Source organism: Sphingobium sp. D43FB (genome assembly GCF_002312805.1).
In the GTDB taxonomy this organism is placed as follows: Bacteria; Pseudomonadota; Alphaproteobacteria; order Sphingomonadales; family Sphingomonadaceae; genus Sphingobium.
In genome coordinates this window covers 37025-62171 of the sequence record NZ_NMUA01000023.1, presented here as the reverse complement: position 1 = coordinate 62171, position 25147 = coordinate 37025, and the positions used below count along the sequence as shown (strand labels likewise).

Here is a 25147-nt window from a genome sequence, read left to right as displayed (position 1 = left end):
CCTCACCTTTGCGTCTGAGAGTGGGGGCCGTTCTGAGAGACGAGGTAGGCCGTCGTGACCTTGCCCGGAGAGAGCTTGTTTTCCGCGACCGACACAGCGAGCGCGCTCGCCGGCGCCACCATGGCTTCGGTGAGCTCGACGAGCTGGTCGCCCTTGTTCTCGATGCGCAGCACCTTGCCGGTAAGGTCCGGCCCGCGATATTCCGCGATCATCTGGACCTTGAGCGTTCCGACATAGACTGGCCGCAAGACGCGTTGCCGCATCTCGTAGCCGTCGGCGACGGCATTGGAGTACATCGCCTGGACCAGCTCGACAGCGGCGTCCCTGGGCGCGAGCTTCTGGGCCGGCCCGTTCTCGGCGGCCTTCTCGTTGGCAATCGCCGGGTTCGAGACGAAGACCTGAGCGGCCTGCTCGCCGCTGATCCGGCATACGAACTTGTAGACGTAGCCGCGCTTGCTCGTGGCGAAAAAAGACAAAGCCGGCCGCGCAAATCCATCGGGCACCGAAAGATAAATGTCCCCGCGAACGGGCTCGTTGACGACCGAGAAATCGTCCATCGGATTACCGGTCGAGATCTTCGAGACCGACGCAAACTCGTCCTCGACGAGGCTGATGCGCGTCAGGTCCTTGGCCGACGCCATGCAGTCCACCTGGGCGCTGTCCGAGGCCATGACCGTCTGGTCCGCCCAGGCGGGATCGGCCACCAGTAGCACCGCCAGCGCGACAAGCCCCGCCCCGAGACCGCGGCTCAGAAGGCAATCGATACGCGATAGGAAGGCGGTACCGGCAGCCGCGCTGCCAATTGCGTAGACCGACATCATTTGTCCTTCCCCTCTTCGGTCGTCACCATTCCGAAGCCGATCAACTTCAGCGAGAGACCGGAATATTCCCAATCGTACCGGAAGGTCCGACGCTCGTTGGAGATCACCTTGTTCCCGACGATCGTGTGCAGGCTGCCCGTGACCTCCGAGCGAAGGTTCCTGGTGTCGAGTTCCATCTTTTCGATCGTAAAGAACTGGGAGATCGACGATCCACGCTGCTCGTTGACGATCTTGAGCAGGTCCGCCTTGATCTTGCCCTGCATCCGCGACGACGTGATATCGAGCACCGCGTTCATCCAGTATTCGAGGTTCTGCGGGCTGCGATCGAGGGTCAGCACGACCGTATCGCGCGTAATCATCTCGAGATATTCGCGGCTCACACCGGCCGAACTCACCGTGACGGGAGAGCGCAGAATCGGCTGAAGAACCACCTCCCGGTCCCGCGATACCGTGAAGATCAGGAGCAGTATCGTCAGCGCGCAGAGCGCGGCCGCGACGATCGCCAGGATATTCCGCTGCCGGAGAACCCGCTGGCTGTGCGAATGGCTGTACGAAAGTTCCATATCACCCCGCCATCAATCGAAGGTATGAGGGTGGCGTGGCTCTCAGGCCGGTGAACCCGGCCGGGAGATACCAATAGGCCAAGTGGAGAAGCCACGACGTCGCCCGGCCTGCCTTAGCTTTTCTGAGACCCCACCAGCCTGCACCCGAAAGCGCCACGCCGATGAGGATGTGCTGAGACAGGATCCCCCAGGCGAAGGGTATGACCATCGCCAGGAACTCATCCAGGGTCCACAGCCCGATCAGCTCGGGATCATCCAGATGCGTTGGGATGACGTACTTGTCCACGGCCATTGCACCACCCTCTCCTTGGATCGGCCGAAGCTGCTACTTCGCCCGATCGCCGGGACTGTCAGATCGTCGCCGTCACGGTCGAGGTGACGATCGGAATGCCGGTGCCGGCGCCGACACCCACACCGACTGGGATGGCGATCTGGCCCATCGAGAAGCGGCCGGAGGCCAGCGCCACGATGCCGCCGGCGAGGCTGAGCACGGTGATGATCTTGCCGCCCGACCCCTCGAGGAAATCGGTGAACTTGGTGAGCGCAGTATCGAAGGTAGTGTCGGCGCCGGCGAACGCTGGCGCCGCGAACCAGATACAAGCGAACAGGAGCACCGCGAGGACGAGAATCACCAGCTCCGCGCGCCCGCTCTCTTTGAAGACAGAGTGCATGATGGGGTTTCCTTCACATGGAGACGCGACGGATCCGCGCCCATTGAAAAGCTGGACCATCGGCTCCAGGGGCGGCAACCGAGCGCGCGATCGGCCGCCGCGAATCGCGAAGTTTTTTCCATTTCCTTGATTGATCGGGGTAATACTGGGGCGGGGCGCCCCGATAGGCGGGGCATCGTGCCCCGGATTATGGGGCGCGCTGGCCGAGGTTGCAGGGCATCGTGCCCCGCAATTGCGGACTGGCCTCTTTCACGATAGATTCGCGGCGGCAATCTTGTCAGATATTAACCATTGGCCGTTCATTATCTCGTCAAGGCGGCCGACCATAATCGGGCTCTAATGAACCAGAGCAATTCAGGACGTGGGCACTATGGGCGCTGACTCACGAGGTTATACACTTGATATCTCCGAACCCCTCTTCCGGCTTACGACCGAGAGCCTTCGGCTTCATTCCAATGAGACGAAGCGCTATCAAACTCTCGAAGATCTCGTGAACAGCCGGGTTCCGGGAATAGAAAAGATCGATGATGAGGATGCGAAAAACCTAAAGCAGCATCTCGTCACGCTCCCGACCGACGGCGCAATTCGCATTCACTTGTCCATTACGGAAACAAGCGCGGAAAACCTCGAGCGTATTCAGCAACTTCTCGAAAAAAGACTCGCGACAGATATCTCGGTCAGCGATGCCCTGTCCGCTCTCCTTTTCGATTATCTCGTCGAGCAAAAGACAGCGCGCGTGATAGCGAAACTCGAACTGGACGAGTTCGATCAACCCCGTACCAACGGATCAGCGAACGGCGTTCATAGCTAAAAACGCTGGTTGCCAGCACGTTAGCTATTCGTTGCGGACAGATTTCGTCCTAACCGAGGCTTGCATTGGCTATTCTGCTATGATTGTCTCACCCCATCCGTGCCGCGCTGGGGGATCAATATGCCATCTCTTGCCAAGGTAGGGGCGTAAGTTGTGGAGGTCGCGGGAGGCGACGAGCTTGAGGGGGATTATGTCCCCCTGATCCTCCAGGCTATGGCCGAAAAGAACACCACGCAGCGTAAGCTGGCGCCTTTAACCGGCATCAGCAAATCGAGGCTGGGTGTCTTATTGCATAGGGACCCCGAGAAGCGGGCGACTATGACGCTTCCCGAGTTCGAACGCATATTACATGCGCTCGGCATGAATCTGGTTCACGCATATGTCTGCCTGAAAGCCTTCAAGGACCTCGATACCTATTACCGCCGATGCTATTCTACCGCGGTTTTCATGCTCTGCGATATCTGCGTGGGCACACCCCAAAAGATGATCGGAGTGCTCGAGGAACTCGGCGGCATCGATGGAACCGAGATCAGGCTGAACTGGAGTCCGGCGTTGCAGAATGCCTTGATCAAGAAGGTCACCGAAGAGGTCGAGGCAATCCATGAGCGCAGAAACCGCCTTACCAACGGCGGCGATTTCGACCTCTAGCCGGATCCTCCGCGATGGACATCGACCAAGAACTGGCCGGGCTAGAACGTCGACACAGCGGCTCTCCTACCGCTGGTGGGACGCGGCTGAGCATAAGTGACTGTCGCGGGCGAAACGATGGTCGCTTGGCGCCCGACACCACTCAGCCGCGACCAGTTGAGCAGGACATTCTCAACATAGGCCTGGGTCTCGGCGATCTGCGGAACACGGCCATTGCGTACTCGCCCGGGCCCAGCATTGTATGCCGCGAGGGCCAAGTGGTAGTGGCCAAAGCGATCGAGCTGCTCGCGCAGATACTTCGCGCCGCCCCGCAGATTGCCTTCGACACTGTAGCGATTGACGCCGAGCGAAACCGCCGTCGCCGGCATGAGCTGGGTCAGTCCGAAAGCGTTCTTGGGCGAATAGACATTGGGCTGGTAGCGGCTCTCGCGAATGATCATGGCGTCGAACAAGCCGACCGGGATCCCGTATTCGCAGGCGATATTGCTCATCATCCCGAAGTAGCCGGCGCGGCGAAACTCTGCATCCGATCTCAGAAATCCCGTCGGCCGGTAATCAGGAAGCGAGCAGCCTGGTACATAGCGGGCGGCGGTCGACGCGTAGATGGCTCCCCCGCGCATCCAGAGCGGTACGGGAATGGGCGAAACCGAATTGGCGGAACCTACCATGGGAGAAACGGACGGCTGCGCCACGCCGACATAGGCAAAGGGATCGCCATCCGCGGCGTCTTGCGCTGGGGGAACAGCAGTAAAGCTGGCACCCATCTGATGCTCGACCCACCGCCGGCTGAGATCGTGAACCCGGAACTGCAAGGAGAGCTCGGGGACCTCGCGGGCTGGCGCCTTCTCGGGCAACGGGGCGACGCCCATCGCGATAAGCTGCACGCTGCGGGCGGATCTGGCGGGTGGGGATGCGCCCACCGCACCGGCTCCCAACACCGCCGCCAGAACCCCGACGCCAACCAAAGTCGATCGCATGAAGACCTCCCAATTCTGCGTTGGGGAAAGTGGAGATCAGCCGAGCCTCGCTTGTCAATCCATGGAGACGGCGAGAACGCCGCCCCAGCCAGCGGGTCAGCGCAGCCACCATGTGGTTGATCGCGCGCCACAGCAATGGGTGCGGCGCGGGCCGAATTCCGCTCCCCGCGCCCGTCCGGGATGCGCTCGTGCGCTGGTATGTCGACGCGGGTTCGCGGGGCGACGAAGAGGCCAGCATCATGCTGGTCCAGCAAGCGCGGATCGGCGAAAAATGGATTGCCTGCGATTGCCTGCCCGCCGGGGAAGCACCGCCGATCCTGACGCCTGCCTTTCTGTCGGAGGCCGAAACCTATTATCTGCGACGTCTCACGAGCACCAACAGGCCCGAGCATCAGCCCGATTGCCCGTTCTTCCGCGATCAGGCCACGAACCGCATTACTGAGGTGCGGACGCAGGAGAGCCCGGCAGATCCGCCCACAGGCTATTTCGAGGTCTTGCGGCCCGCGCCGGAAAAACTCGCGCAGCGTCCGGTGGAGGAAAGCACCGACGACCGGACCCGGCAGGCATCGGTTCCGCGGCTTGCGCGCCTTCTGTGGCGGCTTCTCAACCTTTCCGGGCTCAACCGCTACCCGCCTTTGTCCGAAGAGGCGGCCGAGCGCTCGATCAGCGACGAATTCAGGGTGCTGTCGGCCGCTGCCGGAAAAGTCGAGATCGCGCCAGGCATCGAGCTCGGCAGGGCATTCTGGACGCATGCGCAGGCGCTCCACAGCAAACGCGTATACGCGCGCCTGCGCGATTTGGCCCAAATCTGGCCGCGCGGCCACGCCCCCCAGGCTTTCCTTGCCCTGTTTGCCCACGAGTTCCGCGGCTCCACGATCCACGTCGCAGGGGGCGATCCCGTCGTGCTCGCCAACCGCGTCCAGTCGCCATCGATCCGCAGCAACCCGATCAAGGGTCCGTACCTCGCAATCGTCGTCGCTGGCGAATATCCCGAAGCCCATGGTTACGCGCCGCTTCGCGGCTATGCCCAGCCCATCTACTCGGGCAAGCGGTTCATCCCTGTCGATTCCGAATTCGAGCGCAGCGTGCTGCGTGAACTCATCAAACTGCGATGGTCTTTCGAACGCAGCGGAATCGACCTTGCCCTTGAGAAACCTGTGTTCGACACCCTTACGCCAGTTGGCTCCTGCCGCCCTGATTTCATCCTGGAAGCCCGATCCCGGGATTCCGGCGAGATCAGGACGATCATCGTGGAGGCCATGGGATCCACCGATGACGTCTATCTGGCGACCAAAGCAGTCACTCACCCGCGGATGGCACAGATCGCCCCCGTTGTCTGTGTGTCTCCCGCCGACGTGGATCAGCAACGCGTCGCATCCATCGTCCGTCGCGCTTTTGGCGCCTAGCTCCAGCTCATCGATGCGGCGAAGAGCATGACGACACCGAGCGTCACCGGCATGGACGTCAAATAGAGCTTCTGCCAGCGCCACCATGTTCTCGGCACGAACAGAACGGCCGATCGCAAGGAAGTGACGGTGGCCCAGCTTCGCTCGCGGTACAGCTCGACCATCGTCGTCGCGCAGGAGAGAGCCAGGGCAATCGCGCAGCACAAGCCTGCGGCGAGATAAAGCGCCAACCAGTTCGCCAGTTCAATTGCTGTCAGCTGTTGCATCGCGGATAACCATATAACCGACAATCACCAACAAAGCTTCACCGGCCTGCGCGGTTCCGAAAATAGGATACCAAAAGCCAGGTCCCGCGATCCTTACCGAGCGCGACGATCACATTATCCATACTCTCGGGAAACTGAACATCCCAAGGGCCAGCACCACATCAAGATCCGGGCTTGCGCTGCCGCAACTCTTTTGCGAATTGATCGCAACAAGCTTATTGACAATGTTGTTCGAGACGAGATTTCACCAATTGGATGGCGTGCAGCATGGGCCTATCCTCGTAATCATACAGTCAATCACACGCAGGAAAGCGAATATCGCTATGCCAAAACAAGGAATATAATTAATCTAGAAGGTTTCACCTCCATTATGGGTGTTGTTTTAGACGAGGGTCAATCCCGCCAAGGGGCACAGAGTTCGGAATTCAAGATTCGGAAACTACTTATTGAGCGACATCAAAAAGTCGAAGCTAGGTGGCGCTCGCCCCGCGCCGTTCCTGCCCCTTCTTGATGGACAGCATCATGCACGCCTCGGTTCTTGTCATACTGTATGAGGGTCACGAGACGCTCGAGGTTTACCAAAGTGAGATCGATGCGCAGAAAGGCCTCCTGCGCTTCGTGGACCAGTGGTGGTCCAATCGCTTCGGCTCGCTTCTCCCGCCCCTGAACGAGGCGAAGCGGATCAACGCTTTTTTCAAGGAGGAGGGCATCTACCTCGTGGCCAAGGCGGACCTTTCGGAAATGAGCCGGCAGATCGACGACGGGGAACAGGAGCGGAGCGGGCCCAAGGGCTCCCGTTTGCGATGAGCCGTTCGTAACCTTCCCTTTCAGCATGCGAGGAGCAGAGCCCGGTGTTCGAATGCCTCATTCTTGGAGACAGTACCGGGTTGGGGACCGCCCGCGCCATAAACGCGCGGTACGCCGCCCAGTGCGACGTGCTGGCCGCTGAGCGAGCGAGCGCGCACCAGATCCTACGCTGGCGCTTACCCATAAAGCGATATGGCGCATCAATCTTTGCAATCGGGTCCAACGATGCCGCGACGCCGCGCCTTGCCGAAGAACTGCGAGCCATCCGCGCGCGGATCGCCACGCGCCGTGTGATCTGGCTGCTCCCCTACAATCGACACCGCGCCTACATCGTGAGTTCTGTCGCCGCGACCTATGCCGATGAAACCCTCGATTTGCTGCGCTTCCCCTCGCGCGACCGCGTGCACCCTTCAAGCTATGGCCTGGTAGCGAAGACGCTGCTCCAATCAGACTGACGGTCGGCCTCCACAATGATACCAGTTCGTCTACATGGTGAGCCGGGTCAAAGTGGATTTTGAGCGGGAATCGTTGACTGGTGCGCGAGGCGCTATGGCTTCCCTGATTTTGTTCTGCCCGGCATCGGCTCCTGTGGACCCAGCGCTTCGCCGATGATGTGGAGGATGCTGTTCCGCTCGATGGTCTTCCTGAATAACTGCGCCATCGGGGACTCGGTCGCACGGCGCTCCAGATCGGCGACGTGAAGCCGCCGCTGATCCACCCATTCGTCCCGCCGTTCGAGATGGCCGATCACGGCTTCATTCAGCCGACCCATCGGAACGGTAATGCCGGGGCAAACCTTCGCCACCTGCCGCGCTATCCCGCGCGGCGTCTCGCGCTCGAACCGCCGCTTGTCCCGACGAACACGGATGATCCGGCCATCGTCCTTGCGGCGCGGCAGGAAAAGCCGATGGCGGATTTCCTTTAATGGTCGCGTTATCCGTTCGCCGCGATACACCGCGATGCCGAAGGCGTAGAGGTCGTCGTCGGCGATGCGCGTTATGCTCGCCAGCCCGAAGCAGGCCGGTTCAATGCACGGGTCTTCGTTCCCACGACTGCGCCAGTATCCACCAGACCACGCCAAGGCCAAGCGCCAGCATTGCCGTGAGAATGACTGCGTAGAAGGCCGCGCTGTCCTTCGGCGGACCATGCAGCAGATGATCGAGGGTGGGAACGAGCAGCGACAGGACGAGACCGCAGAAAGCCCCCCATGCGGCAGCCAGGGGTGCGGGGCCGAACCGTCGCTGCACGAGTGTCGCTCCCAGCATGGCGGCCGCGACGGCAATCTCGTCGAAGGCAAGCGGCACCAGGCGGGGATCGCCCCACCAGCGTGCGATCTCGCCCAGGGCGAGCAGCGCCGCGACGAGGATGGTGAGAACACGAACAGTCTTCATCGTCGATCAGCCTTCATAGACGCAGGCCCGGGCAGCATCGAACGAGACGCCGGTCTGCGTTCCCGCCGCCGGCGGCTTCCCGACCGTGCGGACAGTGATGGTGTGGCCGTTCGCCGCAACCGTGACCGTATGGAACGCGCCGGCGAAGCCTGTCTTTATGGCGGTCGCAGGGGGACCGTCACCATCGAGGCGGAAGTCTTCCGGCCGCACCATGACCCGCGCCGGCCCGTCCGGCAGTGCAGGGGCGGGCGCGGTGCCGAAATCGGTGATCGCGACGCCGCTGGCGACCCGTGCGGGCAGGACCACGGCATCGCCCAGCAGCCGTGCCGCCTCGACGGAAACCGGATGGCGGTAGCAGTCCTCGGCGCTGCCGGTCTGGAGGATGCGGCCCGACGTCATCAGGATCAGGTCATCGGCCATCAGCATCGCTTCCTCCGGATCGTGCGTGACGATAAGGACGGCCGCGCCGGCCGCGCGCAGATCGGCGAGCACGGATTGGCGCACGGCGGCGCGCAGGTGCCCGTCGAGCCCGGAGAAGGGCTCGTCGAGCAGCAACACCGCCGGCTCCCTTGCCAGCGCCCGCGCGATGGCGACCCGTTGCTGCTCGCCGCCCGAAAGCATGTGCGGCCATGCCTCTGCCAGCTGCTCGACATGAAACCGCGCGAGCAGATCCTTGGCGCGCTCACGCCGGGCGGCTGGCTTCATGCCGGTCAGGCCGAACGCGACGTTGTCCGCCACATCGAGATGCGGAAACAGGGCGAAGTCCTGGAACACCAGCCCGATGCTGCGATGCTCGGGCGGCAACGTCAGGCCGGGTGCGGAAACCATCCCGCCGCCAAGTGCGACCTCGCCCGCATCCACTGGCTCCAGCCCCGCGATGATCCGCAGTAGCGTGCTCTTCCCGCAGCCGGAAGGCCCCAGCAGGCAGGCGATACGGCCGGCATGCAGATCGAGGCTTGCGCCTTCGACGACCGCGCGATCGTCGTAGCAGCGCGAGACGCCGCGAATGGAAAGGATGGAGGAAGCCATGATCCCCCGATTAGGTGCCCGGCCGCGACAGGGCAATCTTGCGCGTCAGCCAGATCACCGCCGGCAGCGACAGCCCGATGATCAGGATCGAGGGAGGGCCGGCCTGTCCCAGCCGCTCGTCGAGCGCGTAGTTGTTGGCGACGACCGCGAGCGTATCGAAATCGAACGGACGCAAGATCAGGGTCGCCGGCAGTTCCTTTAGGACGTCGATGAAGACGATCAGTCCGGCCGTCAGCATGGCGCCCCGCGCCACCGGCAACTCGACGGACAGCGCCGCGCCGGTTTCGCTACGCCCCAGACTGCGCGCTGCATGGATCATCGAAGGGGTCACGCGGGTCAACCCGGCGTCGATCGGCTCCAGCCCCGCCGCCATCAGCCGCGCGGCATAGGCGTAGATGAGCAGCGCAATGGCGATGACATGGCCCGAGCCGGGCATCAGATTCCAAATGAGACCCGCAGGCGCCAGGAGGCCGATCGCCATGACCGCCCCCGGCGTTGCATAGCCCAGGCTGGCCAGCCGCGCCGCCATCGGCAGCCGCCGCGTGCCGAGCGCCAGCATGGTCGCAAGCAGGACGGTGACGATCGCCCCCGCAAGGCCGAGCGCCAGGCTTCTGCCTCCGGCAAGCGCCAGCCGCATCCAGTCCGGCTGCGCGTCGAGCGCGCTCCACAGCAGCCAGCCGACCGGCAGCAGCATGGCGGCGACCAGCAGCAGCAGGCAGAAGCCCGTTGCTAGCCATGCAGTTCCGCCGGAAAGCGGCTTGGCGGTCAGACTGCGCCAGCGCGCGTTTCCGCCTTCATGCATGCGTCCGCTGCGTCCGCGACGTTCGATCCACAGCAACAGGGCGGCGGCGGCGAGCAGGGGCAGCGCGAAGCGCGCGGCGCTGACCGTCGAGCCATAGACCGACCAGGCCCGCACGATCCCCGTGGTCAGCGTCTGCACGCTGAGGAACTGCACCGCGCCGTAATCCGCCAGCGTCTCCATCACCGCCAGCGCCATGCCCGCCGCCAGCGCGGGCCGCGCCATCGGCATGGCTACGCGGCGAAACGCCTGCCAGCCGTCACAGCCGAGCATCCGGGCCGCTTCCAGCACATTCACCGACTGGTTGAGAAAGGCCGCGCGCATGGCCAGATAGACATAAGGATAGAAAGCGCAGGACAACACGAAAACAGCGCCGCCGGTGCTGCGCATGCCGAACGGAAGATCGAGGCCCAGCGCGCCCCGCATCCAGACGCGCAGCGGGCCGGCTACGTCGAGCAGGTCGGCGTATGCGTAGGCGAGCGCGAAGGCCGGCGCCGCGAGCGGCAGCGCCAGCGCCCAGGCGAAGATGTCGCGTCCCGGAAAGCGATGCATGACGACAAGCCATGCGGCGAGCGAGCCAACGACCCCGGTGGCGAGACCCACCAACAGCGCCAGCCAGGCGGAAGTGGCCGCGTAGCGCAAGATGTCGCGCGCCGCGATGTCGGCAGTTGCGCCGAACAGCCCGGCCAGGATGACGCCACCCAGCGGCAGCGCCGCGGCCAGTCCGGCGAGGCCGGCGAGCGCTGCGAGAACAGAAATCCGCGGGCGGAACCGCGCCGGCGGCGCCGCTAGCGCCACCCCGCCGCGCTCATCAGCGTCTGTGCCTCGGGCTGCCGCGCTGCGAAGGCGGTGACGCTCATCGGATTGGCGGTGAAGCCGGCATAGGCGTCGACCGGCGGCGGCGGCGCAACGTCCGGGGAAGCGGGGAATTCGTTGTTGTTACTCGCGATGTGCCGCTGCGTGTCGGCGGCGGCGAAGAATTCGAGCAGGCGAACGGCGTTAGTCTTGTTGGGGGCGTTGACGGCGACCCCGCCGCCCGAGATGTTGACGTGCGCGCCCGCGCCGGCGAGGCTCGGGAAAGCGAGCTTGACGCGGTCGGTGACCTTGCGGTCCGCGTCGTCGCCGTTCGCCATCCGGATATAGTAATAGCTGTTGGTCAGGGCGACCTCGCAGACACCTGCACCGACGGCGCGGATCTGGTCGCGGTCGCCTCCTTCGGGCGGGCGGGCCATGTTGGCGACGATCCCGCCGACCCATTCACTGGCCCTGTCGGGCCCGAGCGCCTCGATCATCGCGCCGACCAGCGACAAATTATAGATGCTGTCGGCAGAGCGGACGCAGAGCTTGCCCTTGAAGCGCGGACCGGCGAGCTTCGCATAATCGTCGATCTCCTCGGGGCGGACCTTGGCGCTGTCATAAGCGACGACGCGCGCGCGCCGCATGAAGCCGTACCAGTTACCGCCGGGCTCGCGCAGATTCTCGGGAATCCGCGTGTTCAGGGTTTCCGACGCGACCGGCTGGAACAGTCCCGCCTGCTGTGCGCGCCAGAGCGCGCCGGCATCGGCCGTGACGAACAGATCAGCGGGGCTGTTCGCGCCCTCGCTCTTCATCCGGGCAATCAGCTGATCGGCATTGCCCTCGATGCGATTGATGGTGATGCCGGTCTCTTTGGTGAACCGCTCGTAGAGCGGCAGATCGCTGTCATAGTGGCGTGCCGTGTAAAGATTCACCTCTTGCTTCCCGGCCTCCTCCCTGCCGCCCGAGCAGGCGGTTAGGAAAAGACTTCCTAGCAAAGCGGCTATGATCGAACGCGGCACCACAAGCATATCCCTCTCGACAATGGTCCGTCAGGTGACGCGAACCTACAGATATCGGAGCGCTTCTCAATCCTTTCGGTCTGGACCTGCCTGGTCCGCACCGCGCCAGCCACGATCTTTGATTATGCTAACTGTTGCCGTTGTCATCATCGTAAATGCGATCACGCGTTCCGGGATGGGCAGATCAGGCTGCTCAATGCATAGAGACCGTCCTTGCCTCTACCCTATGCCTTCCCATCCGCGTGTGAGCGGACAAAGGATTTTGCGCGCCGTTGCTCCAGCGTGACAGTTTCGCGAAACAAAGACGCCACTAAATCAGACGCCAGTTGTGTCCCGCCAGAGTCATAAACGCTAGCTAGCCGTATGGGACAATCAATCCATGGCGGTGACAAATGATTCTCCGTCACCGCCATGGATGCGCGCCGCGGTAAGTGTGCTGACCCCCATGCCGTCGCCGATGAAAATGATGACATTGCGGGCGCGGCCTTCATTGGGCTTCTGCTCCTTCAGCTACCGGAGCTCCTCCCGTCCCGCCTCGAAATAGCCCTCGCTGGTGGTGACGGGCTGCGCGGGGGCGACCGTCGGGAAGATAAGCATGCCCGCAGCGGCGAGCGAGCAAAGTTTGACGAGTGACAATGGACGGGCTCCCCTTCGATGCATCCCCTCCCAGAGGTTCATGACAACAGGGCGACAATGGGGACCGCCACGGCCCCTTTGCTTTCAGAACGCTTCCCGCAAACCCCGAGATTGTCATTGAGTTTTCACGAACTGCCTCTAAATTTCCGCATGTGCGGGCTCGCGGAAACGCGCGCATTGCTGTCCGCAATGCTGAGGGATGATGATTATGACATCGCCGCGCTGGCCGCGCGCCCGCTGGTGGTGCCCGATGCGATCACTGCGCTTCGTTTGATCGATGTGCTGCGCGAAACCGGCGAACGCTTCGCCGTGGTGGTCGATGGCGGCGGCAATATCGATGGCGTCGTCACCACGACCGACATCTTCGCCGCTATAGCAGGCGATATCGCCGAGGATGAGGATGACAGCGCCATAGAGCGTATCGACGAAGCAACCCTGGAGGTGGAGGCCAAGGTGACGTTGCTCGAACTGGCCGAAGCTCTGGGTCGTGAGGAGATCGCAGCGGCTGGCCGTTATACCTCGCTTGCCGGCTTCCTGCTGTTCGAACTCGGCAGGATACCCGATGAGGGCGAGACGATCGAGCGCGGCGGCCTTGCATTCACGATCAAGTCCACCAAGCCCAGCCGCATCGAGCGGGTGCTTGTCCGCGATCTTCAGATCACGCAGGCGTGAGCGAGAGCCAGCCTTTACCGGTAGACTGCTGATCGATGGACAATCTCGCGCATACGTTGGTCGGTGCCGCGCTGGGCATGGCCGGGCTGAAGCGGAAAACCGGGCTTGGCCTCGCCACGCTGATGATCGCGGCGAACCTGCCCGATATCGATGCGCTGGGCCTGCTGTTCGGCGAGAACCTTGCCTGGCGGCGCGGCTGGACGCATGGGCCGATAGCGCTCCTGGTGCTTCCCTTGCTGCTGGCTGCGGCTATCGTGGCGTTCGACCGCTGGCAGGCGCAGCGTGGCCGGCGTCCAACGGATCGTCTGCCGGTTCGGATCGGATGGGTGCTGGCGCTCGCCTATATTGGTATCCTTTCGCATCCGCTGCTCGATTTCCTCAACACCTACGGCATCCGCTGCCTGATGCCGTTCTCGGATCGCTGGTTCTACGGCGACGCGCTCTTCATCATCGACCTGTGGATTTGGATCGTGCTCGGCATCGGCATCTGGCTGTCCCGCCGCCGGGAACGGCGGCAACAGGCCGGCGCCGGGCTTCCGGCCCTGACCGTCCTGCTGCTGGCGGCATGCTACAGCCTTGCGATGGGAGCGGCGGGCCGCGCAGCCGAGCATTATGCCGCCCGCGACATCGCGGCGCTGGGTCTCGGCCAGCCGTCGCGGGTGCTGGCGAGCCCGGTTCCGATCGATCCTTTCCGCAGGCGGATCCTGTTCGAGGTCGAGGATGCCTATGGGTTCGGTGATTTCCGCTGGCTTCCGGCGCCGCGCATCACGCTCGAGCCTGGGCTCATCCCGACCGGCATGGACGACCCGGTCATCGCCCTTGCGGTGCGGCAGGAGAAGTCGGTGGCGGATTTCCTCTATTGGTCCCGCTATCCGTTCGCTTCGGTTCGCCGCGACGCCGACGGGGCGGAGGTCGTCATCGGCGACGCACGCTATAATCGCCGGCCCGACGACGGCGGGTTCAGCGTTCGCGCTGTGATACCCGGCACAGGGCCAGCGCCCGGCCAACTGCCCAGAGGCCAGGCGTCAGCATCGCCGCGAGAATGACAGCGTAGAAGACCGCGCTGTCCTTCGGCGGACCATGCAGCAGATGATCGAGGGTGGGAACGAGCAGCGACAGGACAAGGCCACAATAGCATCCCCATGCGGCGGCAAGCGGCGCGGGGCCGAGCCGCCTTGACGCCAGCGCGGCTCCCAGCAGCGCGGCCGCGACAACGCACTCGTCGAGCGCGAGCGGCACAAGACGCGGATTGCCCCACCAGCGCGCTATCTCACCCAGCGCCAGCAACATCGCGACGAGGATAGTAAGGAAGCGAAGTGCTTTCATGGTCCATCAGGCTCCATAGACCCGCGCTCAGGCGGAATCGAACGATACGGCTGTCTTTCTCGCCTATCGCACATTTGCCCGTTTGGATGAGGAAACCTCAGGCTTGTTGAGATTAGGCATCAGCGGCTATCCCAGATATTGCCGATCGACGCTTCAGGATAATGCTGATCAGAACCAGATCCCCTTTGGACTGCCGCTGCCTGGTCATCGCACTGCTGCCCGGCCGCGGCGAACTCTGGCTCACCGTGGCGGGAAGCCTGTTGCTGGTCATCGGCCACACGATGTTGTTGGGCCAGCCAGCCGGAAGGGCATGGAACCGCCCGCGCCGCCATTGTTAGCTCGCGCCTTGTGGAGGTTTGACGCGCGGGCGTGATAGCGCTGCGCACGCCGGCGAACGACATCGCCGCGACGATCCGCCATCCCGGCGTCTGGCCGGTCTCGCCTGTCGAGGCGTTGCCGTATCGGTTCCATCGTCGCGTCGAGAGAAGATTAGGACTGCGACGATTGCCGCTGTATCAACGATCCGGTAACTCGCGGGCAGGCTCACACTTGCCGTGCTGCAAGCCCCCGCCGCAACCGCCTAATCGCATGAGCGGCGCTGGAACGATCCGCTTCGCCCTCTGGGATGGCCGGGAACTAAGCCGTGTCAGGAATGCTACGTAGAGCGCAGCATCAACGCTCGGGCGTACAAGCCATGGGAAAGGAGAGCCAGTAATCGCGCGCACCGGATCAGCCTTCCGCCCGTGGCGGCCTGCCCTGGCTCTGCTCGGCTTGATCTTCGGCGTGCTGCTGCTGTGGACGTCGCCGGGTTCGGCGCAGGCCGGACGCACGGCGCCGGTGTTGTTCATCGAAGGCGCCATCGGCCCGGCGACCTCCGACTATATCGTCCGCGGCCTCGAGCGCGCCGCCACCGATCGCGCGCCGATCGTCGTCATCCAGATGGACACGCCGGGCGGTCTCGACAGCTCCATGCGCGAAATCATCCAGGAGATCCTGCGCTCTCCGGTCCCGGTGGTGACCTATGTGAGTCCGAGCGGCGGCCGTGCTGCCAGCGCCGGGACCTATATCCTCTATGCCAGCCATATCGCCGCGATGGCGCCGGGCACCAATCTTGGCGCGGCCACGCCCGTCCAGATTGGTGGCGGCGGAAACCCGCTTTCCGCGCCGCCGGACAATGCGGAAAAGGGCAAGGAAGCAGCGCCCAAATCGGAAGATGCAAGCGAAGCGAAGGCGCGCAACGACGCCATTGCCTATATCCGTTCGCTCGCGGAGCTCAGGGGACGCAACGCGGACTGGGCGGAAGCTGCTGTGAAAACCGCCGCGAGCTTGTCAGCCAGCGCGGCCCGCAAGCAGAACGTCATCGATCTTGTCGCCCGCGACCGCGCCGATCTTCTCGCCCAGATCGACGGGCGGACGGTGACCGCCGGAGGACGCGAGGTCAGGCTCGCGACGCGCGGCCTCACCCTGGTTGATGCGCCGCCGAACTGGCGTACCCAGTTTCTCAGCGCGATCACCAATCCCAACATCGCCCTGATCCTGATGATGATCGGCATCTATGGCCTGATGTTCGAGTTCATGAATCCTGGCGCGCTCTATCCCGGGACGATCGGCGCGATCTGCCTGCTCACCGGCTTCTATGCCTTTGCCGCCCTGCCGGTGAATTACGCCGGATTTGCGCTCATCCTGCTCGGTATAGGGCTGATGGTGGCGGAAGCCTTCTCACCGTCATTCGGGATATTGGGCATCGGCGGGCTGGTAGCGTTCATGCTCGGCGGCGCGATCCTGATCGATACCGATGTGCCCCAGTTCCAGATCAGCTGGCCAGCCATAGGCGCGGTCGCGATCACCAGCCTGGCGATGACGGTTGTGTTCGCGCGCCTGGCATTCACTTCGCAGCGACGAAAGATCGTCAGCGGCCGGGAAGAGCTGATCGGCGCGGCGGGAACGGTCCTCGACTGGAACAACGGCAGAGGCCATGTCTTCGTGCATGGTGAGCGCTGGCAGGCGGCGAGCGACGGCGACATGACCGCCGACACGCCGGTGCGTGTGACAAATCTCGACGGCCTGACGCTCGACGTGACGCGCATCGAAACGGTGCCCATCGATAATTCAATGCAACCCGAGGAGAAGTAGGATGAACATGCTGGGCAGCCTGGCTTATTACATTCCGGCGATTATCCTGATCCTCCTGTTCCTGACGGCGGCGATCAAGGTCCTGCGCGAATATGAGCGCGGCCTCATCTTCACTCTCGGCCGCTTCACCGCCGTCAAGGGCCCCGGCCTCATCCTGCTCGTCCCCTATGTCCAGCAGATGGTCCGCATGGATCTGAGGACCATCGTGCTCGACGTGCCAACGCAGGACGTGATTTCGCGCGACAACGTCTCCGTCCGTGTCAGCGCGGTGATCTATTTCCGGGTGATCGATCCGGAACGGGCTACCATCCAGGTCGAGAATTTCATGCAAGCGACCAGCGAGCTGGCCCAGACCACGCTGCGCTCGGTCCTCGGCAAGCATGAGCTGGACGACATGCTGGCCGAACGCGACAAGCTCAACGCCGACATCCAGAAGATCCTCGACGCGCAGACCGACGCCTGGGGGATCAAGGTCGCCAACGTCGAGATCAAGCATGTCGACATCGATGAATCGATGGTCCGCGCCATTGCCCGCCAGGCCGAGGCGGAGCGCGAACGACGCGCCAAGATCATCAATGCCGAAGGCGAGCAGCAAGCGGCGCAGAAACTCCTCGAAGCCGCGGAAATCCTCGGCCAGCGCCCCGAGGCCATGCAGTTGCGCTATCTGTCCACGCTGAACGTGATCGCCAACGAGCGCAGCTCGACGATCGTCTTTCCCTTCCCGATGGACTTGAAGGATTTCCTGAACGCCGTCCCGCGTGGAGTTCGGAGTGACGACTAAGGCCGCGATGACCGTGTTTGAGCAGAATTCCATTTTGCTCGCAGATTGAGCGTCATGGTATGCCCGGCTTGTGCGCGTTTGGCGCATCATGGCGAGCCCATCGACTGGTCTATGGCCCATTGCGGCGACATCCCTGCCCGGCGGCTATGTTGCGCTTCCCGCCGGAGAGGCGGCGATCGCACTGAGCTATGGCTTGCAGCTTCGGCTGCTGGCTCAGCATCCGGCCCGATATCCAGTATATCCTCAAGCCCGGCGCGTTCAGCTATCGCCGACCCCCGAATGCCCTCGCGCTTGGCGGGCAAACCAAGACGCAGTTCTGAAGGACCAGTCCGTTTCCCGGGCGGTTCCATGCCCATCCGGCTAGCCGGCCCAACAACCAGGAGCATGGGTACTGAACCCTGTTGCCGGGCAGGGAATGCCGCCGTTGATTATTTCTCTCAAGAAACGTGGGTGTCACCAACAGCGACCCTTCAATCTGTTATGGTTGACTGATTCGCACGATTGGTAAGGGATCTGCCTTGGGGGAATATCGGAAGCTGTGGTGGACGTTGATCGCGGTCCTCGTGGTTACGTTTAGCATCCTGGGTTTTTACGGCACCGAATTTTACCGCAAGGCACCGCCGATCCCCGAACAGGTCGTATCGGCCGGCGGCGAAGTGCTGATGACCCGCGACGATATCCTCGACGGACAGACGGCATGGCAAAGCACCGGGGGCATGCAGATCGGGTCGATCTGGGGGCATGGCGCCTATCAGGCGCCCGACTGGTCGGCCGACTGGCTGCATCGCGAACTGCTCGCATGGCTCGATCTCACGGCGCGGGAAACCGAGGGCAAGCCGTTTGACGCCCTCGATCCCGGAGAGCAGGCAAAGCTCACCTATTGGCTGAAGCAGGAATATCGCCGCAACACCTACGACCCCGACACCAGCACCCTGACCGTTTCCGACCGGCGCGCGCGTGCCATGGCCGAAGTGGCGGATTATTATCAGCGACTCTACGGCAACGACCCGGCGCTGCAACAGCGGCGCGACAATTACGCCATGAAGGAAAACACGCTGCCCGACCCAGGACGGCGGGAGGACCTGACCCATTTCTTTTTCTGGACCGCCTGGGCCACCGCCACCGAGCGGCCGGGGACAGATGCGACCTATACCAACAACTGGCCGCCCGAGCCGCTGATCGGCAATCACCCCACCCCCGAAAATATCATGTGGTCGCTGGCCTGCGTCATCATCCTGATCGCCGGGCTTGGCGCGTTGATCTGGGGCTGGGCATTCTTGCGCAGCCACGAGCCTGACCCACAAGCCCCGGCGCACGACCCGATCCTGTCGCTCGGGGTGACGCCGTCGCAAAAGGCGGTCGGGAAATATCTGTTCGTCGTCATGGCGCTGTTCGTGTTTCAGGTGTTTCTCGGCGGCCTGACCGCCCACTACACCATCGAGGGGCAGGGTTTTTACGGCCTCGACCTGTCGTGGCTCCCCTATTCTCTCAGCCGTACATGGCACGTCCAGAGCGCCATATTATGGATCGCCACCGCGTTTCTGGCGGCGGGGCTGTTCCTTGCGCCAGTCCTCAACGGCGGCAAGGACCCAAAATATCAGGCGCTTGGCGTCCATATTCTGTTCGCGGCGCTGATTATTGTCGTCGTCGGTTCCTATGCCGGCAATTTCTTCGCCATCGCGCAGATCATGCCGCCCGAACTGAATTTCTGGTTTGGCCATCAGGGCTATGAATATCTCGATCTCGGCCGATTCTGGCAGATCGCGCTGTTCATCGGCATATTGTTCTGGTTGCTGCTGATGTTGCGCGCCATGATCCCGGCAATGCGCGGCGGCGGCGACAAGAATCTCATTGGGCTGCTGTGCCTGTCGGTCGTCGCCATCGGGCTGTTCTACGGCTCTGGCCTGTTTTACGGCGAACGCACCCACATCACCATCATGGAATATTGGCGCTGGTGGGTGGTGCATCTGTGGGTCGAGGGCATCTTCGAAGTCTTCGCAACCACCGCATTGGCTTTCATCTTTTCTTCCATGGGGCTGGTCTCGCGCCGCATGGCAACGGTCGCGGCTTTGGCGTCAGCGTCGCTGTTCATGGTTGGCGGCGTGCCCGGCACCTTCCACCACCTGTATTTTTCCGGCACCACCACCCCGGTGATGGCGGTCGGCGCGGCGTTCAGCGCGCTCGAGGTCGTGCCGCTGATCGTGCTCGGCTATGAGGCGTGGGAGCATTGGAGCTACAAGGATCGCGCGCCGTGGATGCAGCGGGTGAAATGGCCGCTGATGTGCTTTGTGGCGGTGGCGTTCTGGAACATGCTCGGCGCCGGCGTCTTCGGCTTCATGATCAATACGCCGGTGGCGCTGTTCTATCTACAGGGCCTAAACACCACCGCCGTCCATGCCCATGCCGCCTTGTTCGGCGTCTATGGCTTCCTGTCGCTGGGCTTCGTGCTTCTGATCCTGCGCTATCTGCGGTCCGACATCCTGTTCAACGAACGGTTGATGAAAACCGGCTTCTGGAGCCTGAACGCCGGTCTGGTGCTGATGATCTTCACCAGCCTGCTGCCGGTCGGGCTATTCCAGTTCCAGGCAAGCACCAGCGTCGGCATGTGGTATGCGCGCAGCGACACCTTCCTGCAGCAGCCCTTCCTCGAAACCTTGCGCTGGATCCGGACGTTCGGCGATGTCGTGTTCATCATCGGCGCTGTGGCGATCGCCTGGCAGGTGGTGGTGCTGGGCCTGTGGCGAAAAGGCGCGCGTGTATGACAAAGGGCGCGAGGGTTTCAGGGGAGCTTGCGGCTGTTTCCGGGCGGCGCAGTCTGGGCGCTCATCGTAATCGTGCCGTGGCTGGACGCTGTCGAGCGCAATGGTGTTGCCCGTCTGGCACCAACATGAACTGCTATTCGGCTATCCCGGCGCGAACGGTTCCTGAATGCGGCGATTCTCCGGAACCAGGCTTCCGCTACATGTTTCCGGTTGTGCCGCCCTCGCCGGATATTCGCTCGATGATCGGGCAGTCTGGCCGGTCGTCGCCGTGGCAGCGTTCGGCCAGTTCCAGCAGCGTCCGGCGCAGCGCCTGAAGCGCCTCGGCCTTACGCCCCAGTTCCTCGGCGCGGGCGATCGCCCGCGCTTTCACCTCGGCGCTGGCGCGCTGGCTGTTGCTCCATAGCCCAAGGAGACCGCGGATATCCTCGATCGGAAAGCCGAGATCACGGGCATTGGCGATGAACCGCAGGCGGTGAACATCGGTATCGGCATAATCGCGATAGCCGCTGTCCCGACGTAGCGGCGCCGGGATCAGGCCGATCTTCTCATAATGGCGGATCATCCGCTGCGAGACGCCGCTCGCCTTCGAGGCCGCACCGATATTCACAACCGTACCCGATTGAGGCGCAGCGCATTGGTCACGACGCTGACCGACGACAGCGCCATCGCCGCCGCCGCGATCATCGGCGAGAGCAGGATGCCAAAGACCGGATAGAGCAGCCCCGCCGCGATCGGCACGCCAGCGGCATTGTAGACGAACGCGAAGAACAGGTTCTGCCGGATATTGGACATCGTCGCCTGGCTGAGCTGGCGGGCACGAACGATCCCGATGAGATCACCCTTGAGCAAGGTCACGCCCGCGCTTTCCATGGCGACGTCGGTGCCCGGCCCCATCGCGATGCCGACATCGGCTGTCGCCAGCGCCGGCGCATCATTGACCCCGTCACCCGCCATTGCGACGATCCGCCCTTCCTGTTTCAGCCGCGCGACGACAGCCGCTTTCTGATCGGGCAGCACATCGGCCTCGACGGCATCGATGCCGAGCTGACGCGCAACCGCTTCGGCCGTTGTGCGATTGTCGCCGGTCAGCATCACCACCTTGATGCCATCGGCGCGCAGGGCGGCCAGCGCTTCGGCCGTCGTCTGCTTGATCGGATCGGCAATGGCGAAGATCCCGGCGGCCTTGCTGTCCACGCCCATGAAAATCGCGGTCGCGCCGTCCGCGCGAAGCTGGTCGGCCTGCGCGGCGAGGGACGAGGTGTCGATCCCGGCCTCACTTAGGAAGCGGGCATTGCCCAACGTAATCCGCTTGCCTTCGACCATACCCAGCGCGCCCTTGCCCGTCGGCGAATCGAAGTCGCTGACGGGTGGTATGTCGATGTTCCGGTCCATCGCCGCGTTAACGATCGCCAGCGCCAGAGGATGTTCCGACGCACGTTCGACACCGGCGGCAATCCGCAACAGCTCCTCATTCTCAAATCCGTCCGCCGCGATGATCCGGGTAACGGCGGGCTTCCCCTCGGTCAGCGTCCCGGTCTTGTCGACCACCAGCGTGTCTACTTTCTCCATATGCTCCAAAGCCTCGGCATTCTTGATGAGGACGCCGAGTCCCGCACCGCGCCCGACACCGACCATGATCGACATCGGCGTCGCCAGCCCCAGCGCACAGGGACAGGCGATGATCAGCACCGCTACCGCCGCGACCAGTCCGTGCGCCAGGCGTGGCTCTGGTCCCCAGATGCCCCAGGCGACGAAAGCGACAACCGCGACCGCCAGCACCGCCGGCACGAACCAGCCGGCGACCTGATCGGCCATGCGCTGGATCGGGGCGCGGGAGCGCTGCGCGTCGGCGACCATCTGGACAATGCGCGCCAGCATGGTGTCGCGCCCGATCTTGTCGGCACGGATCACCAGCGCGCCGCTCTGGTTCATCGTCCCGCCGATCACCACGTCGGCGACCGTTTTGGTGACCGGCATGGATTCGCCCGTCACCATCGATTCATCGAGCGCCGAGCGACCTTCCTCGACCACGCCATCGACCGGCACCTTCTCGCCCGGCCGCACCCGCAGCCGGTCGCCGACCGCAATCAGATCGAGCGAGACTTCCTCTTCGCTGCCATCCCCGGTGATACGCCGCGCGGTTTTCGGCGCGAGGTTGAGCAGCGCCTTGATCGCGCCGGAGGTCCGCTCGCGCGCGCGCAGTTCGAGGACCTGCCCGAGCAGCACCAGAGTGGTGATCACGGCCGCCGCTTCGAAATAGACGGCGACCGACCCATCGGCGGCCCGGAAAGCGGCGGGGAAAATGCCGGGCGCCAGTGCCGCAACGACGCTATAGCCCCACGCGACACCCGTCCCCATCGCAATCAGCGTGAACATGTTGAGATTGCGCGTCTTCAGCGAGGCCCAGCCGCGCTCGAAAAATGGCCAGCCCGCCCACAGCACCACCGGCGTCGCCAGCGCAAATTGAATCCAGGTCGACAGCTTCTGCGGCACGAGATGATGCAGCGCCGGAAAGAGATGACTGCCCATTTCAAGGACGAAGACGGGGAGAGTCAGCGCCAGTGCGATCCAGAACCGACGCGACATGTCGATCAGTTCGGCGCTGGGTCCAGCGTCGGCGGTGACCAGTTCCGGCTCCAGCCCCATGCCGCAGATGGGGCAGGGGCCAGGATGGTCCTGCCGGATCTCGGGGTGCATCGGGCAGGTCCAGATCGTCCCCGACGGGGCATCCGCGACCTGATCGGCAGACTTCCTCATGTAATATTCCGGATCGGCGACGAACTTCTCTCGGCAGCTGGCGCTGCAAAAATGATAATCATGGCCGGCATGGGTTGCATGATGCGCAGTCTTCTGTGGATCGACGGTCATGCCGCAAACCGGATCGACAACCGAGCCCACGGAATAGTCCTTGCCGCGCTCCCCATGGCTTCCACAACAGCCATGGGTCGCGGAATGCGCGCTATGTTTCGACTCGGCCATAAACTGTCTCCTTCAAGCGCCTGTCAATCTCGAGCTTGACACAATGTCAGAGTCAATAGCGACTGACCTTGACAAGGCGTCAGACGCGATAGTCGCATCGACGCGAAGGCGCCGTGCGCCCTACTTAAAACCTTCCAGTTCCTGACCTTGTTGAATTCCGCTCTTTTCGACCAGGGCTGGCAAGCGATCGTCAATCCGGTCCGCGAGCGCCTCGACATGGGATGCGACTTAAAGCAGCCATTCAATAGGTAATCTCGACAGCACACTGATACCCCAGCGTTGGAACTGGCTGGTTCCCGGTTCGGTCACATGTACGCGCACGCCGCCCGATGTGCGTTCCAGCCAGTTGAGCTGGCCACCCTCCGCGAGAACAACTTCATAGGCATCTGCCGGGATTTCCACCTGAAATGCGCGGGAGACCGTGGCCGCCAGCACCGGGCTTTCGATCACGAAGCCCAATTCGGTATTGAGGTGCATCGATCGCGGATCGAAGTTGAACGAGCCGATAAACAGCCTTTCGTCATCCACCGAAAAAGTCTTGGCATGCAGCGTCGAGCCGCTGGAGCGCAGCACCGGGCCTTCGCTGCCGGCGCCGCTGCCCGACCCGGTGGCGATCAACTTGCGCCTGACGCGCTGGCCGTCGGCGCGGTCCGGGCCGCGCATCTCGAAAAGCCGGACGCCGGCTTTGAGCAGGGCCTTGCGGCGTTCCGCATAACCTGCATGCACCACCCACACATCCGTCGCTTCGAAGGCGTTGGTGAAAATGGCCACATCGACGCCCCGCGCGGCGAGTGCGGAGAAAGCATCGACACCTGCCTGGCCAGGCACGAAATAGCCCGAGACCAGCCTGACCTCCCGTTGCGGATCGCCCACCGCCTCGCGCAGGGCCGGAGCCAGCAGCCCCTCCTTTGGGGCCTTGCCGATACCCTTGGCGGGATCGTCGCTGACCATGCGCACGGGCGCCCATTCCAGCTGCAGGGTCCCCGCCAGGGTCTGGTCGATAAAGGGCAGCGACCGGATCGCCTCGACATAGGCGCGGGCGGCGGGCTCGCGCCCGGCCAGCGACGCCTGCCGCGAAAGCCCGCCCAGTTCGTCGACCGGAACGGCCGGGAGGATGCGGTCGGCGGGATAGGCGGAGCGGCTCGACCAGTAGCGATCGAAATCGCTGGACGCATGCTCGACGATGGGACCGACAGCGAGCACATCGAGATCGACAAACAGCGCATCATCGCGCGCACCGAAATATTCATCGCCGATATTGCGGCCGCCGATGATCGTCGCCTGATTGTCCGCGGTGAAGCTCTTGTTGTGCATGCGCCGGTTCAGGCGCGGGAAATCGGCGAGATAGCCAAGCATCTTCGGACGCCGCAGCACGAAGGGATTGAACAGGCGGATTTCGACATTGGGATGCCGGTCCAGCGCCGCCAGAACGGCATCCATTCCGGCGATGCCGTTATCGTCCAGCAGCATCCGCACCCGCACCCCGCGGTCCGCGGCCTCGCGCACCGCTTTCAGCATCAATGTGCCCGACAGGTCTCCGTGCCAGATATAATATTGGATATCGAGGCTACGCACGGCGGCGCGCGCCAGCAGGATGCGGGCGGCGAAGGCCTCTCGACCATCTTTCAGCATATGCAGGCCGGAATGACCTGCCTCGCCCGGGGACAAGCGCGCGATGCCGCGACCAAGCGGTGTGGCGGCGGTATCGGTGAAATGCGTCGACGATGTCCGGGGCTCAAGCGCGGGCAGCGGATAGAGCAAGCGGATCGCGATACCCGCCGCCAGCAGCAGGACGGCCAGCGCGCCCAGACACTGAAGGATCAGCACCAAATATCTGCGACGACGGGGAGGC

The 25147-nt window shown here is 63.4% G+C and carries 29 protein-coding genes; 11 read left to right on the top strand and 18 right to left on the bottom strand.

The window, feature by feature from the left end:
• Nucleotides 1-2: 2 nt before the first annotated feature.
• From SxD43FB_RS17435 to SxD43FB_RS17420, 4 genes are read right to left on the bottom strand one after another with little or no spacing between them, the layout of a single operon-like run.
• Nucleotides 3-821 carry a type-F conjugative transfer system secretin TraK gene (locus tag SxD43FB_RS17435; protein WP_096063273.1) on the bottom strand — a complete coding sequence of 273 codons (819 nt, stop codon included), beginning with the start codon at nucleotides 819-821 and terminating at the stop codon, nucleotides 3-5.
• Complete coding sequence (locus SxD43FB_RS17430) at nucleotides 818-1384, bottom strand: type IV conjugative transfer system protein TraE (protein ID WP_096063272.1); 567 nt, start codon at nucleotides 1382-1384, stop codon at nucleotides 818-820. The genes SxD43FB_RS17435 and SxD43FB_RS17430 overlap by 4 nt, the downstream gene beginning before the upstream one ends.
• A 1-nt stretch (nucleotide 1385) precedes the next feature.
• On the bottom strand, nucleotides 1386-1676 hold the full coding sequence (gene traL, locus SxD43FB_RS17425) for a type IV conjugative transfer system protein TraL (protein WP_096063271.1): 291 nt from the start codon (nucleotides 1674-1676) through the stop codon (nucleotides 1386-1388).
• A gap of 58 nt (nucleotides 1677-1734) precedes the next feature.
• Nucleotides 1735-2055: a hypothetical protein gene (locus SxD43FB_RS17420; protein WP_096063270.1), complete on the bottom strand. Its 321-nt coding sequence runs from the start codon at nucleotides 2053-2055 to the stop codon at nucleotides 1735-1737.
• Between the two features lie 370 nt (nucleotides 2056-2425).
• Here SxD43FB_RS17420 and SxD43FB_RS17415 point away from each other — a divergent pair, with 370 nt between their 5' ends.
• Both SxD43FB_RS17415 and SxD43FB_RS17410 read left to right on the top strand, forming a co-directional pair.
• Nucleotides 2426-2866 (top strand): hypothetical protein, encoded by a 441-nt coding sequence (locus tag SxD43FB_RS17415; RefSeq protein ID WP_096063269.1) that lies wholly within the window; start codon nucleotides 2426-2428, stop codon nucleotides 2864-2866.
• 153 nt (nucleotides 2867-3019) lie between these two features.
• On the top strand, nucleotides 3020-3514 hold the full coding sequence (locus SxD43FB_RS17410; RefSeq protein ID WP_255245787.1) for a helix-turn-helix transcriptional regulator: 495 nt from the start codon (nucleotides 3020-3022) through the stop codon (nucleotides 3512-3514).
• Between the two features lie 41 nt (nucleotides 3515-3555).
• Here the strand turns inward: SxD43FB_RS17410 and SxD43FB_RS25980 are convergent, their stop codons facing one another.
• Nucleotides 3556-4491 (bottom strand): lytic transglycosylase domain-containing protein, encoded by a 936-nt coding sequence (locus tag SxD43FB_RS25980; RefSeq protein WP_096063268.1) that lies wholly within the window; start codon nucleotides 4489-4491, stop codon nucleotides 3556-3558.
• Between the two features lie 110 nt (nucleotides 4492-4601).
• Between SxD43FB_RS25980 and SxD43FB_RS17400 the strand changes: the two genes are divergently transcribed.
• On the top strand, nucleotides 4602-5897 hold the full coding sequence (locus SxD43FB_RS17400) for a hypothetical protein (protein ID WP_096063267.1): 1296 nt from the start codon (nucleotides 4602-4604) through the stop codon (nucleotides 5895-5897).
• Here SxD43FB_RS17400 and SxD43FB_RS17395 read toward each other — a convergent pair.
• Complete coding sequence (locus SxD43FB_RS17395; RefSeq protein ID WP_096063266.1) at nucleotides 5894-6163, bottom strand: hypothetical protein; 270 nt, start codon at nucleotides 6161-6163, stop codon at nucleotides 5894-5896. The two genes, SxD43FB_RS17400 and SxD43FB_RS17395, sit on opposite strands and share 4 nt — an antisense overlap.
• A 522-nt stretch (nucleotides 6164-6685) precedes the next feature.
• On the opposite strand from SxD43FB_RS17395, the gene SxD43FB_RS17390 reads away from it, so the two are divergent.
• Both SxD43FB_RS17390 and SxD43FB_RS17385 read left to right on the top strand, forming a co-directional pair.
• A complete protein-coding gene (locus SxD43FB_RS17390) occupies nucleotides 6686-6970 on the top strand; it encodes a hypothetical protein (RefSeq protein ID WP_255245786.1) in 285 nt (94 codons plus the stop codon).
• A gap of 44 nt (nucleotides 6971-7014) precedes the next feature.
• Nucleotides 7015-7425: a hypothetical protein gene (locus SxD43FB_RS17385; RefSeq protein ID WP_096063264.1), complete on the top strand. Its 411-nt coding sequence runs from the start codon at nucleotides 7015-7017 to the stop codon at nucleotides 7423-7425.
• Nucleotides 7426-7517: 92 nt separating this feature from the next.
• Here SxD43FB_RS17385 and SxD43FB_RS24875 read toward each other — a convergent pair whose 3' ends face one another.
• The 7 genes from SxD43FB_RS24875 to SxD43FB_RS25975 all read right to left on the bottom strand — a co-directional run bounded on the left by SxD43FB_RS24875 (nucleotide 7518) and on the right by SxD43FB_RS25975 (nucleotide 12642).
• On the bottom strand, nucleotides 7518-8051 hold the full coding sequence (locus tag SxD43FB_RS24875; protein WP_141249533.1) for a hypothetical protein: 534 nt from the start codon (nucleotides 8049-8051) through the stop codon (nucleotides 7518-7520).
• Nucleotides 7996-8361 (bottom strand): hypothetical protein, encoded by a 366-nt coding sequence (locus tag SxD43FB_RS17370; protein ID WP_096063261.1) that lies wholly within the window; start codon nucleotides 8359-8361, stop codon nucleotides 7996-7998. The genes SxD43FB_RS24875 and SxD43FB_RS17370 overlap by 56 nt, the downstream gene beginning before the upstream one ends.
• 6 nt (nucleotides 8362-8367) lie before the next feature.
• The gene (locus SxD43FB_RS17365) at nucleotides 8368-9390 is read right to left on the bottom strand and encodes an ABC transporter ATP-binding protein (protein WP_096063260.1); all 1023 of its coding nucleotides are present in this window, start codon (nucleotides 9388-9390) and stop codon (nucleotides 8368-8370) included.
• A 10-nt stretch (nucleotides 9391-9400) separates the two neighbouring features.
• The gene (locus SxD43FB_RS17360; protein ID WP_096063259.1) at nucleotides 9401-10987 is read right to left on the bottom strand and encodes an iron ABC transporter permease; all 1587 of its coding nucleotides are present in this window, start codon (nucleotides 10985-10987) and stop codon (nucleotides 9401-9403) included.
• Entirely contained in the window at nucleotides 10978-12015 is a 1038-nt protein-coding gene (locus tag SxD43FB_RS17355) for an extracellular solute-binding protein (protein ID WP_096063258.1), read from the bottom strand. Before SxD43FB_RS17355 ends, SxD43FB_RS17360 begins: the two co-directional genes overlap by 10 nt.
• A 363-nt stretch (nucleotides 12016-12378) precedes the next feature.
• Nucleotides 12379-12474, bottom strand: coding sequence for a hypothetical protein (locus tag SxD43FB_RS24870; protein ID WP_255245788.1), 96 nt, complete (start codon nucleotides 12472-12474; stop codon nucleotides 12379-12381).
• A gap of 42 nt (nucleotides 12475-12516) precedes the next feature.
• Nucleotides 12517-12642, bottom strand: a complete 126-nt coding sequence (locus SxD43FB_RS25975; protein WP_255245785.1) for a hypothetical protein — start codon at nucleotides 12640-12642, stop codon at nucleotides 12517-12519.
• A 189-nt stretch (nucleotides 12643-12831) separates the two neighbouring features.
• On the opposite strand from SxD43FB_RS25975, the gene SxD43FB_RS17345 reads away from it, so the two are divergent.
• Together SxD43FB_RS17345 and SxD43FB_RS17340 are read left to right on the top strand one after the other, a co-directional pair.
• Entirely contained in the window at nucleotides 12832-13314 is a 483-nt protein-coding gene (locus SxD43FB_RS17345) for a transporter associated domain-containing protein (RefSeq protein ID WP_176482822.1), read from the top strand.
• A gap of 35 nt (nucleotides 13315-13349) precedes the next feature.
• Nucleotides 13350-14360 carry a metal-dependent hydrolase gene (locus tag SxD43FB_RS17340; protein WP_096063255.1) on the top strand — a complete coding sequence of 337 codons (1011 nt, stop codon included), beginning with the start codon at nucleotides 13350-13352 and terminating at the stop codon, nucleotides 14358-14360.
• Here the strand turns inward: SxD43FB_RS17340 and SxD43FB_RS17335 are convergent.
• A complete protein-coding gene (locus SxD43FB_RS17335; RefSeq protein ID WP_096063254.1) occupies nucleotides 14275-14640 on the bottom strand; it encodes a hypothetical protein in 366 nt (121 codons plus the stop codon). The two genes, SxD43FB_RS17340 and SxD43FB_RS17335, sit on opposite strands and share 86 nt — an antisense overlap.
• A gap of 119 nt (nucleotides 14641-14759) precedes the next feature.
• Entirely contained in the window at nucleotides 14760-15041 is a 282-nt protein-coding gene (locus SxD43FB_RS24865) for a hypothetical protein (protein WP_141249532.1), read from the bottom strand.
• Between the two features lie 382 nt (nucleotides 15042-15423).
• On the opposite strand from SxD43FB_RS24865, the gene SxD43FB_RS17330 reads away from it, so the two are divergent.
• From SxD43FB_RS17330 to SxD43FB_RS17315, 4 genes are all read left to right on the top strand, one after another.
• On the top strand, nucleotides 15424-16773 hold the full coding sequence (locus SxD43FB_RS17330) for a nodulation protein NfeD (protein ID WP_255245784.1): 1350 nt from the start codon (nucleotides 15424-15426) through the stop codon (nucleotides 16771-16773).
• Between the two features lies 1 nt (nucleotide 16774).
• On the top strand, nucleotides 16775-17554 hold the full coding sequence (locus tag SxD43FB_RS17325; protein WP_096063252.1) for a slipin family protein: 780 nt from the start codon (nucleotides 16775-16777) through the stop codon (nucleotides 17552-17554).
• Nucleotides 17555-17742: 188 nt separating this feature from the next.
• A complete protein-coding gene (locus SxD43FB_RS25970) occupies nucleotides 17743-17874 on the top strand; it encodes a carbohydrate porin (RefSeq protein WP_255245783.1) in 132 nt (43 codons plus the stop codon).
• 198 nt (nucleotides 17875-18072) lie between these two features.
• Entirely contained in the window at nucleotides 18073-20316 is a 2244-nt protein-coding gene (locus SxD43FB_RS17315) for a nitric-oxide reductase large subunit (protein WP_096063251.1), read from the top strand.
• Between the two features lie 196 nt (nucleotides 20317-20512).
• Here SxD43FB_RS17315 and cueR read toward each other — a convergent pair whose 3' ends face one another.
• From cueR to SxD43FB_RS17300, 3 genes are all read right to left on the bottom strand, one after another.
• Nucleotides 20513-20923, bottom strand: coding sequence for a Cu(I)-responsive transcriptional regulator (gene cueR / locus SxD43FB_RS17310; RefSeq protein WP_096063250.1), 411 nt, complete (start codon nucleotides 20921-20923; stop codon nucleotides 20513-20515).
• Nucleotides 20920-23295 carry a heavy metal translocating P-type ATPase gene (locus SxD43FB_RS17305; RefSeq protein ID WP_096063249.1) on the bottom strand — a complete coding sequence of 792 codons (2376 nt, stop codon included), beginning with the start codon at nucleotides 23293-23295 and terminating at the stop codon, nucleotides 20920-20922. The genes cueR and SxD43FB_RS17305 overlap by 4 nt, the downstream gene beginning before the upstream one ends.
• A gap of 228 nt (nucleotides 23296-23523) precedes the next feature.
• The gene (locus tag SxD43FB_RS17300) at nucleotides 23524-25122 is read right to left on the bottom strand and encodes a phospholipase D family protein (protein ID WP_096063286.1); all 1599 of its coding nucleotides are present in this window, start codon (nucleotides 25120-25122) and stop codon (nucleotides 23524-23526) included.
• Nucleotides 25123-25147: the final 25 nt, after the last annotated feature.